This window comes from Sphingobium sp. AP50 (assembly GCF_900109095.1).
Classification (GTDB): Bacteria; Pseudomonadota; Alphaproteobacteria; order Sphingomonadales; family Sphingomonadaceae; genus Sphingobium.
In genome coordinates this window covers 136,445-150,446 of sequence record NZ_FNYZ01000011.1, presented here as the reverse complement: position 1 = coordinate 150,446, position 14,002 = coordinate 136,445, and the positions used below count along the sequence as shown (strand labels likewise).

Below are 14,002 nucleotides of genomic sequence, written 5' to 3'. Positions count from 1 at the left end.
GGGACCGCCTCGGTCGTTTGCTGGAATATCCTCTGACGCCTCAACGTCAGGTGGGGACCATGTAGAACGGGCCTGAACCCGCCCAGGGACAGCCCCCTTGGATTTTGATTATCGCCTCAGGGATGTTCGCTAAAGCTCGTGTCGCGCAGTGCCCGTCATCGCCAATCTAGGCGTCCGAGGCGCTTACGGCAAGTCGCTCGCGCAGCTTTTCTATCCGGGCGGCCAGCGCCTCGATGGCGCGGGCGCTCGGCTCGTCGTCGGCCTCCAGCGCCAGTTGCGTCTGTCGCCCGGCCGCTTCCCGCCGCAGATCGTTGAGTTCGTCGGCCAGAAACAGCGCCGCGAACAACAGGGTGCGCACTTCCGTCATGCCGGGCGTGGACTGCTGCGCCTGACGCGCCTTCTGCTCGATCATGGTCGCCAGATGGGTGATATGCGCTTCCTCCCCGTCGCGACAGCGTATGGGATAGGGGCGTCCGGCGATCTGTAGCATTATTTCAGCCATGGGTCCGTCCGTTCAGCGAATCGATCAGTTCATCGAGAGATCGGAGTGCGGCACGTGCTGCCGTAGCGTCAAGGGCGGGGGAGGGGGAAGTCGCGGGCGTCTCCAGGAGACGGGCGACATCCTGCTCAAGCCGGGTCACTGCACGCTCCAGCGTGCCGATCGCCTGCATCATGCGGTCGCTTGCCATCGGCCAGTCATAGCGGAAGTCGGGGCCTTGCAAAAGCGGTCTTTAGGGCAGTGTACCGCTTCGATGCTGGTCCCGGCGGTGCGTCGCTGCGGCGACATGCGGTTGACGCATGGGGCTTGACGCGACAAAGGGAGCGCGATGTCGAATCGACCGCGCGCGCGGTCTTCCCGCTATGCCCGATCAGGAAAGATTCCCGCCCAAGATGACCGTTTCGGAAAAGTCGCTCGCCAACGCCATTCGGGCGCTCTCCATGGACGCCGTGCAGGCCGCCAATAGCGGCCATCCGGGCATGCCGATGGGCATGGCGGACGTAGCGACCGTTCTGTTCGGCGATTATCTGAAATTCGATCCGACTGATCCCAAATGGGCCGACCGCGACCGCTTTGTCCTGTCGGCCGGCCATGGGTCGATGCTGATCTATTCGCTGCTGCACCTGACCGGCTATGCCAAGCCGACGATCGAGGACATTGCGAATTTCCGCCAGTTGCACAGCCCCTGCGCCGGCCACCCGGAGAATTTCGAACTGGCAGGCGTCGAAGCGACCACCGGTCCGCTCGGTTCGGGCCTTGCCACCGCCGTCGGCATGGCGATCGCCGAGCGTCATCTGAATGCGCAGTTCGGCGACGATCTGGTCGATCACAAGACCTGGGTCATCGCTGGCGACGGCTGCCTGATGGAAGGCATCAACCATGAAGCCATCGGTCTGGCCGGTCATCTGGGCCTTGGCCGCCTGAACGTGCTTTGGGACGATAACAAGATCACCATTGACGGTGCCGTCGACCTGTCGAGCAGCGAAGATGTGCTGGCCCGCTATGCCGCCACCGGCTGGCATGTCGTGTCGTGCGACGGCCATGACGTCGCCGACGTGCGCCGCGCGCTGGCCGAAGCCGTTGCCGATCCGCGCCCCTCGATCGTCGCCTGCGCCACCAAGATCGGCTATGGCGCGCCGAACAAGGCCGGCACATCGGGCGTTCACGGCTCGGCGCTCGGCACCGACGAAGTTGCCGCCGCCCGCGAGTTTCTCGGCTGGACCGCCGAACCCTTCGTCATCCCGGCCGACATTGCCGATGCCTGGAAGGCGATTGGCGCCAAGGGCCGAGATGTTCGCGCTGCTTGGGAAGGTCGCCTTGCAAGCAACGAGAAGGCTGCGGAATTCACCCGCCGCATGGCTGGCGACCTGCCCGCCGACTTCTCGCTCGACGCCTATATCGACAGCCTGATCGCCAACCCGCAAAAGGTCGCGACCCGCAAGGCGAGCGAACTGGCGCTGGGCGCGATCAACGACCTGTTGCCCGAAACGCTGGGCGGTTCGGCCGACCTTACCGGCTCCAACAATACCAAGACCAAGTCGACCGGTCCGCTGACCAAGGACGATTATTCGGGGCGCTACGTCTATTACGGTATCCGCGAATTCGGCATGGCCTGCGCGATGAACGGCATGGCGCTGCATGGCGGCGTGATCCCCTATGGCGGCACCTTCCTGGTCTTTTCCGACTATATGCGCGCCGGCATCCGCCTGGCTGCGCTGCAGGAACAGCGGGTCATCCACGTCCTCACCCATGACTCGATCGGTCTGGGCGAAGACGGCCCGACCCACCAGCCGATCGAGCATGTCATGTCGATGCGCATGATCCCGAACCTCGACGTCTATCGCCCGGCCGACATCGTCGAGACGGCGGAGTGCTGGGAACTGGCACTGAAGGATGCGACCGGCCCGTCGGTGCTGGCGCTGACCCGCCAGAACCTGCCACAGCTACGCCTGGAAAAGAGTGAAAATCTGTCGGCCAAGGGCGCCTACCGCCTGGTTGCCGCGACCGCCGATCGCAAGGTTGTGCTGCTCGCCACCGGTTCGGAAGTCGAGATCGCCGTCGCCACCGCCAAGGCGCTGGAAGAACAGGGCATCGGCGCCGACGTCGTCTCGATGCCCAGCTGGGCGCATTTCGACGCGCAGGACGCCGCCTACAAGGCCGACATCCTGCCCGCCGGTGTGCTGCGCGCCTCGATCGAGGCCGGCACCACCTTCGGCTGGGAACGCTATACCGGCCTCGACGGCCTGCGCTTCGGCATCGACAGCTTCGGCGCGTCGGCCCCCGCCGAAGTCCTCTACGACCATTTCGGCCTGACCGCCGCCAAGATCGCGCCGCAAATCGCGGCCGCTCTCTAAAATCCTTTGCATGTCACCGCCCACCATGGTCGGTGACATGCAGACCCTATCTATAACCGAACATCACACCCCAGGAGGCTAGTGCAGTGGCAACGAAGGTAGCAATTAACGGTTTTGGACGTATCGGCCGCCTGGTGGCGCGCGCAATCCTGTCGCGCACCGACCATGACCTGGAACTGGTCAGCATCAACGATCTGGGCGCCGTCAAGTCCAACGCCCTGCTGTTCAAGCGCGACTCCGTGCATGGTAACTGGGCCGGCGATGTCAGCGTCGATGGCGATTTCCTCGTCGTTGATGGCAAGAAGATCAAGGTGACGGCGGAGCGCGACCCCGCCAACCTGCCGCACGCAGAGTTGGGCGTGGAAATCGCGCTGGAATGCACCGGCATCTTCACCACCAAGGACAAGGCCAGCGCTCATCTGACCGCTGGCGCCAAGCGCGTGATCATCTCTGCGCCGGGCACCAATGTCGATCGTACCGTCGTGTTCGGCGTCAACCATGACGCGCTGACCGCCGATGACATCGTCATTTCGAACGCCAGCTGCACCACCAACTGTTTGGCCCCGCTCGCCAAGGTGCTGAACGATGCGATCGGCATCGAAAGCGGCTTCATGACGACGATCCACAGCTACACCAACGACCAGAACACGCTGGATCAGCTGCACAGCGACATGCGCCGCGCTCGCGCCGCTGCCCTGTCGCAGATCCCGACCTCCACCGGCGCCGCCCGCGCGGTGGGTGAGGTTCTGCCCGAATTGAAGGGCAAGCTGGACGGGTCTTCGATCCGCGTGCCGACCCCGAACGTTTCGGTCGTGGACCTGAAGTTCATTCCCAAGCGCCCGACTAGCAAGGACGAGGTCAACAGCCTGCTGAAGGCCGCGTCGGAAGCCGGCCCGCTCAAGGGCGTGCTGGGCTATTCGGACGAACCTTTGGTGTCGATCGACTATAATGGCGATCCGCGCAGCTCGACCGTCGATAGCCTGGAAACCGCCGTGGTCGACGGCAAGCTGGTCCGCGTGCTGAGCTGGTACGACAATGAATGGGGCTTCTCGAACCGCATGATCGACACCACCGGCGTCGTCGCGAAGTTCCTGTAAGACAAAGGTTGAAGGGCAGGCGAAAGTCTGCCCTTTTTCGTCATCCCAGCGAAAGCTGGGATCTCGCTTTCTTCCTCTATGCGGGAAAGGGAGAGAGATCCCAGCTTTCGCTGGGATGACGTCTGTTAGGCCGGTTTGCATCGCCCGTCATTGCGAGCGTAGCGAAGCAATCCATCGACGCACCATGGATTGCTTCGCTACGCTCGCAATGACGAAGTCTATGTGTCAGGCAGCTTTCAAATATTAGGATCAGGGGAAAAGACATGACCAAGCCCTTCAAGACGCTCGACGATATGGGTGACATCACCGGCAAGATCGTGCTGGTGCGCGAAGACCTGAACGTCCCCATGCAGGATGGTTCGGTCAGCGACGATACCCGCCTGCGCGCGGCGATGCCGACCGTGCTGGAACTGGCCGATCGCGGCGCCAAGGTGCTGATCCTCGCCCATTTTGGCCGCCCCAAGGGGCAGAAGAACCCGGAATATTCGCTGTCGAAGATCACGCGTCCGCTGACGCAGGTGCTTGGCCGCGAAGTGCAGTTCATCCCCGACTGTCAGGGCGAAGCAGCCGTAGACGGCATCGCGGTCATGCGCCCGGGCGACATCGCGATTCTGGAAAATACCCGCTTCCATCCCGGCGAGGAAACGAACGACCCGGCGCTGGTAGAAGCCATGGCCGCCATCGGCGACCTGTACGTCAACGACGCCTTTTCCGCAGCCCATCGCGCCCATGCTTCGACCGAAGGTCTGGCGCACAAGCTGCCGGCCTTTGCCGGTCGCTCGATGGAAAAGGAACTGGACGCGCTTCAGGCTGCACTTGGCGAACCGGTAAAGCCGGTCGCGGCTGTCGTGGGCGGCGCAAAGGTGTCGACCAAGCTCGACGTTCTCAACAATCTCGTCGCCAAGGTCGATCATCTGATCATCGGCGGCGGCATGGCCAACACCTTCCTCTATGCCCGTGGCGTCGATGTCGGCAAATCGCTGTGCGAAAAGGATCTGAGCGACACGGCCGAAGCGATCTTCGACAAGGCGGAAGCGGCTGGTTGCATCATCCATCTGCCCTATGACGTCGTCGTGGCGAAGGAATTTGCGGCGAACCCGCCGTCGGTTCGCACCTGCAATGTGCATGAAGTTGCCGAAGACGAAATGATTCTGGATGTCGGCCCCGCTGCGGTCGAGGCACTGGGCGATGCGCTGAAGAACTGCCGCACTTTGGTCTGGAATGGCCCGCTCGGCGCCTTTGAGATCGCGCCGTTCGACACCGCGACGGTGGCGCTGGCCAAGACGGCGGCGGCGCTGACCAAGGAAGGCCAGTTGACGTCGGTCGCTGGTGGTGGCGACACCGTTGCCGCGCTCAACCATGCGGGCGTTGGCAGCGATTTCAGCTTCATCTCTACTGCTGGCGGCGCCTTCCTCGAATGGATGGAAGGCAAGGAGTTGCCGGGCGTTAAGGCGTTGACGATCTGAACGTGAAATAATCCGTTCGCTTCGAGCGAAGTCGTGAAGCGTGTCTCGACTTCGCTCGACACGAACGGAGGTTATTTCAATATCTTACCGGGCAATGCTGGCACTCCGGTCGAACAACAGAAAGCCCAGCGTAGCAATGCCGCCGATCGCCGCGCCGGCCATGGCGCTGGCCGACCAGCCGCCCGCTTCGAACGTGGCGGACCCGATCACCGATCCCAGCGCACCGATCACGAACATCACCGTCACATAAGCGGCATTGATCCGTCCGCGCGCATGGGGATCGAGCGAGAAGATCAGCTTCTGCCCGGTGATCTGGCTCATCTGCACGGCCGCGTCGATCAGTACCGCCATGATGGTGAAGCCGATCAGGCTGCCCGCCGCCACGGTCCAGTCCGCCAGCAGGAAGCCGACCGTCAAGCCCGCAAGACCAATCAGCGAAGCTGGCCGCGTCAGCTTGCGGTCCGCCATCCAGCCCGCGACCGGCGCGATCAGCGCGCCGCCAGCCCCCGCCAGCGCGAAGGCGCCGATACCGGTGTGGCTCAGATGAAAATCGTGGATCAGCGCCAGCGGCGCGGCGGTCCAGAACAGGTTGAAGGCGGCGAACATCATCGCCTGATAGAAAGCACGCATCCGCACCACCCGGTGCTGCACCAGTTGCGCGAAGGTCGATGCCAGCACCTCGCCATAATGCATCCCGCCCTTGGGCGTGCGCCGTGGGCAGGCGGCCAGCAGCGCGATGGCGACGATCCCCATGGCTACGGCCGACAGGATGAAGGTCGCGCGCCAGCCGACCGATCCCGCCAGAAAACTGGCGATCGGCCGCGCGAGCATGATGCCGAACAACAGGCCGCTCATCACCGTGCCGACGACGCGACCCTGCTTTTCGGGCGTGGCGAGGTGGGAGGCGAGGGGGACGATCACCTGCGCACCGATCGCGCCGATGCCGGTGACGATCGATGCGATCAGGAAGCTGGTCGGCCCGCTGGACAAGGCGATGCCGATGCAGCCCGCGATGGTGAGGATGATCGACCCCAGAATGATCCGGCGATTTTCGAACAGGTCGGCGATCGGCACGATCAGGAACAGGCCCAATCCATAGCCCAGTTGCGTCAGGGTGGTGATCAGCCCCGCCACGCTGGCCGACATGCCGATTTCCGGGCCGATCACGTCGATCAGCGTCTGCGCATAATAGAGATTGGCGACGATCACGCCGCACGCCACCGCCATCAGCAGGATTTTGGCGGCGGACAGGTCTACGCCGGGGGCGGGCGCGGGGGAGGCAATGCTACTGGACATGGCACGCCTAATGGGTCTTGAAGCGCAACCTTTCAACCCTAACCCTTGGTTTGGTCGGCTATGAAGGGGCCTTTTCCTTGAGCAGCGGCACCAGCAGACTATTGAGCGCATCCAGATCGAACGCGCCCGACTGGGCGTATCGCAGCACCCCGGCGCGATCGATGACGAAATTGGTCGGCACGCCGGTCAGCGGACCATAAGGCCCCTTGATCCGCCGGGCCGACGGCATCTTCATGGCGGCGAACAGCTTCTTCAACTGGGGGATCGGCACCGATCCCTCGGTGGTGATGGCAAAGACCTTCAGCCCATATTTTTGCTGTGCATCATAATAGGCGTCCAGCGTCGGCAATTCCTTGCGGCAGGGGACGCACCATGTCGCCCAGAAATTGAGCACTACCACCTGGCCTTTCAGGTCCGCCAGCGCGACCTTGCTCCCGTCGATCAGCGTGAGTTCGAAGGCGGGCGCCACGGTACCCACAACGGGCTTTTCTGCCGCCTGTACCGGCGAAATGCTGGTCAGCGACAGCGCCGCCGCTATGGCCAGAAACCGTCCGATCTTCATGCTGTCATCATCCCCCGTATAAACCCCACGCTTTGGATAGCATCACCGATCGGACATGCCAGCGATAACAGGCTGTTCCCGCCCAAAATCGCGCCCCCAAATTGCGCCGATGTTTCTTGCGGTGCGGCATGGGACTGGCTAACAGCCGGAAGACCGGCGATCATAAACAGGATGTCGCTCCCGGCCGGCAGATGATGGAGCATCTGTCGAAACTCCCATTTTTTCGCGCGCCGGTGCAAGGGCGCGCGCACAAGAGAAGGTATGTGCAGATGCTGGATCAGGACATGAAGCAGAAGATCGCGGACGGTAACGGCTTCATCGCCGCGCTCGACCAGAGCGGTGGCTCGACGCCCAAGGCGCTCAAGGGCTATGGCATCGAAGAAGGCGCCTGGGGCAGCGAAGAGGAAATGTTCGGCCTGATCCACGCGATGCGCAGCCGCGTCATCACCGCGCCGCCCTTCACCGGTGACAAGGTGCTGGGCGCGATCCTGTTCGAGCGCACCATGGACGGCACGGTCGACGGCAAGCCGACCCCGGCCGCACTGATCGAACGTGGCGTCGTGCCCTTCATCAAGATCGACAAGGGTCTGGAAGACGAAGCCAATGGCGTCCAGCTGATGAAGCCCAATCCGGGCCTCGACGCGCTGCTCGCCCGCGCCAAGGGGCTGGGCGTGTTCGGCACCAAGGAGCGTTCGGTGGTGAACCTCGCCAACGCCGAAGGCATCGCCGCCGTCGTCGCGCAGCAGTTCGAAGTCGGCCGCCAAGTGCTGGCCGGCGGCCTGATGCCGATCATCGAGCCGGAAGTGAACATCAAGTCGCCTGAGCGCGCCGAAGCGGACGAAATCCTGCTGGCAGAAATCCTGAAGAATCTGGATGCCCTGCCCGAAGGCGAGCAGGTGATGCTCAAGCTGTCGCTGCCCGCCAAGCCCGGCCTGTTCGACCCGCTGGTCGATCATCCCAAGGTGCTGCGCGTCGTCGCGCTGTCGGGTGGGTTCAGCCGCACGGAAGCCTGCGCCGAACTGGCCAAGAATCGCGGCATCATCGCCAGCTTCAGCCGCGCGCTGCTGAACGATCTGCGCCACCAGATGACCGAGGACGAATTCAACGCATCGCTGGGTGAAGCGATCGATGAAATCCATGGCGCATCGGTCGCCAAACAGCCGGTCGCGGCCTGATATGACCGGCGGCGCCGGACCGGCTGAGGCTGGTTCCGGCGCCGCCTTTTCCTATCATCGGGCGGTTGCCCCGATGCTCTGGGTGTTGGTCGGCCTGATGATCATAGAGATCGGGGTCGTCCATCTGCTGCTGGCGCTCTGGAGCCGCCGCGCAGCGCTGATCCTGTCGCTGGTCAGCCTCGCCACCCTTGTCTGGTTCCTGCGCTTCATCCGCTCCTTCAAACGCTGCCCGATATGGATCGGTCCCACCGAACTGATCTGGCGCATCGGCCATCTGCGCAGCCTCACCGTGCCCCTTTCGCAGGTGGCGGGTCTGCGCAGCGACTGGACGCTGGCCGATCTGGAGGCGGCGGGGGTCTTCAACGGCGCGCTGATCGCCCATCCCAACATCGTCGTCGCGCTGGACCCGCCGGTCAGCATGGGCCGCCGCACGATCCATTATCTGGCCCACCGGCTGGATGACCCGGCGGGTTTCACGCGGATGATTGAAAACCTTTGATTTAATTCGTCATTGCGAGCGCAGCGAAGCAATCCACTGACACCCACATGGATTGCTTCGCTGCGCTCGCAATGATGATTGACGTCCAGACGTCAATCTAACGTCCAGCCTTCAGCATCGGCAACACCTTGTCCAGTGGCAGCGCCTGCGCCGTGCCGCGATTGCCTTCTACCGTCTGCGCCTTGAACAGGGCGTTGAGGACGGCTTCCTCGGTCGCCTCGATGGTCGCCTGAAACAGCGGTGACATGCGGTCATTGGGCAGATCGTCGACCGGCGCCACGCTGTCCCGCTTCGCCGCCGTGCGCCGCACCGCCGGGCTGGTGGAAAAGGCGATGGCATAGTCGCCCGATCCGTTGGAGAAGCTGGAGCCGGTCCGCGCGATCCCGCCAAAGGCGCGCTCGGCCACGCGGCGCAGATTGCGGTCGGACAGCGGCGCATCGGTGGCGATCACGATCACGACCGATCCGTCAGCCTTCTTTTCTTCCACCTGTTTGCGATAATCATATTGGCCGAGCTTCACGCCGACCGGTACGCCCCCAATGGTGAGTACGCCGCCATAATTGGCCTGCACCAGCACGCCCACGGTCCAGCCGCCCAACGACACCGGCAGCTTGCGCGACGAAGTGCCGATCCCGGCCTTGAACCCAAAGGCAACGGTGCCCGTGCCCGCGCCGACCACGCCTTCCTCGACCGGGCCAGCCTTCGCGCTTTCGATCGCGCGGCGGGCGTCGGCGATGGTGACATGGCGCCCGCGAATATCGTTCAGCATCCCGTCATTGGTTTCGCCCACCACCGCATTGACCGATCGCACCTCCTCATTGCCCGGCTGCGCCAGCGTCCATTCGACCGAGGCGGCACCGGCCTCCGCGACATTGAGCGTATTGGTCAGCAGGATCGGCGTCTCGATCTCACCCAGTTCGGCCACCTGGGTCGATCCCATGAACTTGCCAAAGGCATTATAGGCGACGAAGCCGGCGGGCACCTTGTCCTGAAACAGGTTGCCGCCATGGGGCAGGATGGCTGTGACGCCGGTATTGACGTCATGGCTGCGCGGCAGCGTCACCTGACCCACCTTCACCCCGTCGACATCGGTGATGGCGTTGAGCGGGCCGGGGGACAGGATGCCCACGCTGACGCCGGCTTCCCGCGCGCGGGGGCGGGCGGCCTCCTTCGCCAGCACGGGCGCGCCGGACAGCAGCAACAGGATGGCGATGGCGTGGCGCATGATGCTTTCCCCAATTTTATGAACGGCTTCCCCTATCAGGGGCGCAGGCCTGCCGCCATGCTCTTGGCGCGCGCGCCCGAATGGCTATAAGGCGCGCATGACCGACTTTACCGATGAAGAGCTGGCGCTCGATCCGCATTTTGCCGACCAGTTCGAACAGGGCTTTCGCCCGGCCTGCCAGCTATATCTGATCTCCCCGCCGACGATCGACGAGACGTTCGTCGAGCAACTCGCCGCGGCGTTCGACGGCGGCAAGGTTGCGGCCTTCCAGTTGCGGTTGAAGGGGCTGGACGAGGAGGCTATCGCGCAGGCCGCCGAACCGCTGCAAAAACTCTGCGCCGAACGGGAGGTCGCCTTCATCATCAACGATAGCGCCGCTCTGGCGCACCGTCTGGGTGCCGATGGCGTGCATCTGGGGCAGGGCGATGGCGACCCGAAGGCTGCGCGCAAATTGTTGGGACCAAAGGTGCAGATCGGCATCACCTGCCATGACAGCCGCCATATGGCGATGGAAGCGGGCGAGGCCGGGGCCGATTATGTCGCGTTCGGCGCCTTCTACCCCACCACCACCAAGGAAGTGAGCCATCTGGCCGAACCGTCGATTCTGGGCTGGTGGACCACCTTGTTTGAATTGCCCTGCGTCGCGATCGGCGGCATCACGCAGGACAATGCCGGCCCGCTGGTGGCGGCAGGCGCGGATTTCCTGGCGGTCAGCGGCGCGGTATGGAACCACCCCGAAGGCCCGAAGGCCGGCGTTGCGGCCTTTGAAGCGGTACTCGCCAGCAAGGCGCCGCCTCCGCGCTAGGCGCTACATGTTCCCCCTACCGCTTGCGGGAGGGGGCTAGGGGGTGGGTATCCTGGTGCCAGCCCACCCCGCTGCTCCTCTCGTAAACGGGAGGGGCATAGTCTCTTCGCACCCTTCGGCTTGCTTGTGCGTTATCTCTTCATGAGAATGGAGAGTAGCGCCTTGAAAAATCATCTGTTGCTTGCCGCCCTGCTGTGCAGTGCCTGCAATGTCAGCGTGACGAATGCCAATGACAGCCAGCAGGCGCCCGATACCACGCCGCCTGTCGACAATGTAGCTGCGCAGGCGGCTGCGAAAAATGCAGCTTATGATTTCGCGATCGTGCCGGAGCAGAATGCCAAGCAGCCCAACCGCATCCTGATGGCGCAGGTGGCGCTGGATCGCGCCGGCTTTTCCCCCGGCGTGCTCGATGGGAAGGATGGCATGAGCTACAAGGCCGCCCTGCGCGGCTTTCAGGAAGCGCGCAACCTGCCGGTGACGGGGGAGTTCGACCAGAAGACCACCGCCGCCCTGCTGGAGGGGGAAGCGCGGCCCACCACCTGGCTGGTGAAAATTCCCGCCGATTTCGCTCGCGGTCCCTTCTTCACCATTCCCAGGGGGCTGAATGAGCAGTCGAGCCTGCCCGCGCTCACCTATCGCAACCTGCTGGAAAAGCTGGCCGAACGTTTCCACACCACGCCCGAAGCGCTGATCGCCCTTAATCCGCCGAATACCAAGGTCGGCGCCGGCGCGACGATCCGCGTGCCCGCCATCGACAGTCAACCCATCGCAAAAATCGAAGGCGACCAGCGCGGTTGGGGCGAAACGCTCGCCAGCCTTGGCGTGGCCAAGGATCAGCCCCAGGCCGATCATCTGGTGGTCGACAAGTCGGACGGGCTGCTCCGGGTCTATGACGGGCAAAGCCGCCTTGTCGCGCAATTCCCCGTCACCACCGGGTCGCAGCATGATCCGTTGCCGCTGGGCGAATGGACGATCAAGGGCGTCAGTCGCAATCCCGAATTTCACTATAATCCCAACCTCTTCTGGGACGCTGCTGCCAAGGATCAGAAGGCGGTGCTGAAGCCCGGACCCAATGGCCCGGTCGGCGTGGTGTGGATCGACCTGTCGAAGGATCATTATGGCATTCATGGCACGCCCGAACCGCAACTGATCGGCCGCGCCGAAAGCCATGGCTGCATTCGCCTGACCAACTGGGATGCCGCCCGGCTCGCGCAGATGGTGAAGAGCGGGGTGAAGGCGAAGTTTCAGGCATGACCGCGCGGCGGCGGAGCGCCTTATGGGGCGGCGGCGTTACGGCGCTGCTGTTCTGTGTCGCCTTTGCCCATTATTGCGTGCGCATCGTCCCGGCGGACGAAGCCTTGCCTGTTCCCGCGCCCGAAATGTCCCGACCGGTCGATCAGGGACTATTGCTCATCCCGGTCGAGGGCGTTCCCGCTTCCGCCCTGACAGATACTTTCTCGCAGGCGCGGGCAGGCGGTGCGCGACCGCATGATGCGATCGACATCATGGCGGCGCGGGGCAGGGTGGTACTGGCCGCCGCCGACGGCCGCATCGAAAAGCTCTTCTGGAGCGAGGCGGGCGGCCGCACCCTCTATGAACGATCGGCGGATGGCCGCCTGATCTATTATTATGCCCATCTGGACGGTTATGCGCCGGGCCTGCGCGAAGGGCAGGGCGTCAGGCGCGGCCAGCGCATCGCGACGGTCGGCAGCACCGGCAATGCCGATCCCGCCGCGCCGCACCTTCACTTCGCTGTGAACGTCATGCAACCGGGCGAGTCATGGCATGGCGGGCGACCAGTCAATCCCTATCCGCTGCTGGTCCGGCGCTGACCTGTCCTATGGCGGCGACTACGGGCTATACTTCCGGCAGGACGGTGGAAAATTTCCAACATAGGAAATTTGCTTTCAAGACTTGCGGGAAAAGTGCGAAGTTAAGCTGCCCCTTGCTCTCAGCCCCGTCCGGCTGTAAAGGCGCGCCCAGCCTCAAGAGAGGCCGGCTCTTTTCCACATTCAGACATATAGGCAGGCTCTTCCCATGAAGATCAGCGGCGTGGACATTCGTCCCGGCAACAATATCGAATATGAGGGCGGCCTGTGGCGCGCTGTCAAGATTCAGCATACGCAGCCCGGCAAGGGTGGCGCCTATATGCAGGTGGAACTCAAGAACCTGATCGATGGCCGCAAGAATAACGTCCGTTTCCGCTCCGCCGAAAGCGTCGAGCGTATCCGCCTCGACACCAAGGACTTCCAGTATCTTTATGCCGAAGGCGACATGCTTGTCTTCATGGATCAGGAAACCTACGAACAGATCAACCTGCCGACCGAACTGCTCGGTGATGCGGCCGCCTTCCTTCAGGACGGCATGATGGTCGTTCTGGAAATGTATGAAGAGCGCCCGATTTCGGTCCAGTTGCCCGAAACCATCGAAGCGACGGTCGTGGAGGCCGACGCCGTGGTGAAGGGCCAGACCGCTTCGGCCAGCTACAAGCCGGCGATCCTCGACAATGGCGTGCGCGTCATGGTGCCGCCGCACATCGTCAGCGGTACGCGCATCGTCGTCGATGTCTATGCCCGCGAATATGTGAAGCGGGCCGACTGATGCGGTTCGGGCGCAGCACGGCACTGGCCGCCATCTTCACGATCGGCGCCCTGCCGGTTGCGCTCCCTGCACCGGCATGGGCGCAGGCGCCATCGCGCGCCACGCCCACCAAGGCGCAACTCGACAGCGCAGCCTACACGCTGCGCATCGTGATGACGGCGCTCCAGTCGAATGAGGTTGAACAGCCGGTCAAGAACGCGCTGTTCGATTGCCTCTATTCCAATTCGATTGGGCAGATCAGTGCGGAGGCGGACAAGGTGATCGCCGCCAACGCTGGCAAGGTCGATCGCAAGGATGCGTCGCAGATGCTGGCAGTGGTCGCGGGAACCTGCGGCTATCGCCCGCCTGTGGCCAAGCCTGCCGCCAAGCCCGCCCCCAAGAGATAATCAACAGGCCGCCCCTGTCCGGGCGGCGGAGACAAGA

General features: G+C 63.5%; 16 protein-coding genes. 10 read left to right on the top strand and 6 right to left on the bottom strand.

Going from position 1 to position 14,002, the window contains the following annotated elements; genetic code table 11:
- Nucleotides 1-166 precede the first annotated feature (166 nt).
- Complete coding sequence (locus BMY84_RS17810; protein ID WP_093085150.1) at nt 167-502, bottom strand: cell division protein ZapA; 336 nt, start codon at nt 500-502, stop codon at nt 167-169.
- Nucleotides 495-722: a hypothetical protein gene (locus BMY84_RS17805; protein WP_256213258.1), complete on the bottom strand. Its 228-nt coding sequence runs from the start codon at nt 720-722 to the stop codon at nt 495-497. Before BMY84_RS17805 ends, BMY84_RS17810 begins: the two co-directional genes overlap by 8 nt.
- 169 nt (nt 723-891) lie before the next feature.
- Between BMY84_RS17805 and tkt the strand changes: the two genes are divergently transcribed.
- The 3 genes from tkt (at nt 892) to pgk (ending at nt 5,416) form a co-directional block, all read left to right on the top strand.
- Entirely contained in the window at nt 892-2,853 is a 1,962-nt protein-coding gene (gene tkt, locus BMY84_RS17800) for a transketolase (RefSeq protein WP_093085224.1), read from the top strand.
- Nucleotides 2,854-2,939: 86 nt separating this feature from the next.
- The gene (gap, locus tag BMY84_RS17795; RefSeq protein WP_093085149.1) at nt 2,940-3,950 is read left to right on the top strand and encodes a type I glyceraldehyde-3-phosphate dehydrogenase; all 1,011 of its coding nucleotides are present in this window, start codon (nt 2,940-2,942) and stop codon (nt 3,948-3,950) included.
- Between the two features lie 263 nt (nt 3,951-4,213).
- Complete coding sequence (pgk, locus tag BMY84_RS17790; protein WP_093085147.1) at nt 4,214-5,416, top strand: phosphoglycerate kinase; 1,203 nt, start codon at nt 4,214-4,216, stop codon at nt 5,414-5,416.
- Nucleotides 5,417-5,500: 84 nt separating this feature from the next.
- On the opposite strand, the gene BMY84_RS17785 is transcribed toward pgk, so the two are convergent.
- Genes BMY84_RS17785 through BMY84_RS17775 form a run of 3 tightly spaced genes read right to left on the bottom strand, consistent with a single transcriptional unit; the run spans nt 5,501 to nt 7,477 of the window.
- On the bottom strand, nt 5,501-6,712 hold the full coding sequence (locus BMY84_RS17785) for an MFS transporter (RefSeq protein WP_093085146.1): 1,212 nt from the start codon (nt 6,710-6,712) through the stop codon (nt 5,501-5,503).
- A gap of 58 nt (nt 6,713-6,770) precedes the next feature.
- Nucleotides 6,771-7,274: a TlpA family protein disulfide reductase gene (locus BMY84_RS17780; protein ID WP_093085144.1), complete on the bottom strand. Its 504-nt coding sequence runs from the start codon at nt 7,272-7,274 to the stop codon at nt 6,771-6,773.
- Nucleotides 7,271-7,477: a hypothetical protein gene (locus BMY84_RS17775; RefSeq protein WP_093085143.1), complete on the bottom strand. Its 207-nt coding sequence runs from the start codon at nt 7,475-7,477 to the stop codon at nt 7,271-7,273. The genes BMY84_RS17780 and BMY84_RS17775 overlap by 4 nt, the downstream gene beginning before the upstream one ends.
- A gap of 66 nt (nt 7,478-7,543) precedes the next feature.
- Here BMY84_RS17775 and BMY84_RS17770 point away from each other — a divergent pair, with 66 nt between their 5' ends.
- A complete protein-coding gene (locus BMY84_RS17770; RefSeq protein WP_093085222.1) occupies nt 7,544-8,449 on the top strand; it encodes a fructose bisphosphate aldolase in 906 nt (301 codons plus the stop codon).
- A 1-nt stretch (nt 8,450) separates the two neighbouring features.
- Nucleotides 8,451-8,948 carry a hypothetical protein gene (locus BMY84_RS17765; protein WP_093085221.1) on the top strand — a complete coding sequence of 166 codons (498 nt, stop codon included), beginning with the start codon at nt 8,451-8,453 and terminating at the stop codon, nt 8,946-8,948.
- Between the two features lie 97 nt (nt 8,949-9,045).
- On the opposite strand, the gene BMY84_RS17760 is transcribed toward BMY84_RS17765, so the two are convergent.
- Complete coding sequence (locus BMY84_RS17760) at nt 9,046-10,173, bottom strand: DmpA family aminopeptidase (RefSeq protein ID WP_093085141.1); 1,128 nt, start codon at nt 10,171-10,173, stop codon at nt 9,046-9,048.
- Between the two features lie 97 nt (nt 10,174-10,270).
- Here BMY84_RS17760 and thiE point away from each other — a divergent pair, with 97 nt between their 5' ends.
- The 5 genes from thiE to BMY84_RS17735 all read left to right on the top strand — a co-directional run bounded on the left by thiE (nt 10,271) and on the right by BMY84_RS17735 (nt 13,965).
- Complete coding sequence (gene thiE / locus BMY84_RS17755) at nt 10,271-10,978, top strand: thiamine phosphate synthase (protein WP_093085140.1); 708 nt, start codon at nt 10,271-10,273, stop codon at nt 10,976-10,978.
- A 141-nt stretch (nt 10,979-11,119) separates the two neighbouring features.
- The gene (locus tag BMY84_RS17750) at nt 11,120-12,232 is read left to right on the top strand and encodes a L,D-transpeptidase family protein (protein WP_093085219.1); all 1,113 of its coding nucleotides are present in this window, start codon (nt 11,120-11,122) and stop codon (nt 12,230-12,232) included.
- Complete coding sequence (locus tag BMY84_RS17745) at nt 12,229-12,810, top strand: M23 family metallopeptidase (RefSeq protein ID WP_093085138.1); 582 nt, start codon at nt 12,229-12,231, stop codon at nt 12,808-12,810. The genes BMY84_RS17750 and BMY84_RS17745 overlap by 4 nt, the downstream gene beginning before the upstream one ends.
- Before the next feature lie 205 nt (nt 12,811-13,015).
- The gene (efp, locus tag BMY84_RS17740; RefSeq protein WP_093085137.1) at nt 13,016-13,579 is read left to right on the top strand and encodes an elongation factor P; all 564 of its coding nucleotides are present in this window, start codon (nt 13,016-13,018) and stop codon (nt 13,577-13,579) included.
- Entirely contained in the window at nt 13,579-13,965 is a 387-nt protein-coding gene (locus BMY84_RS17735) for a hypothetical protein (RefSeq protein WP_093085135.1), read from the top strand. The genes efp and BMY84_RS17735 overlap by 1 nt, the downstream gene beginning before the upstream one ends.
- Nucleotides 13,966-14,002 lie beyond the last annotated feature (37 nt).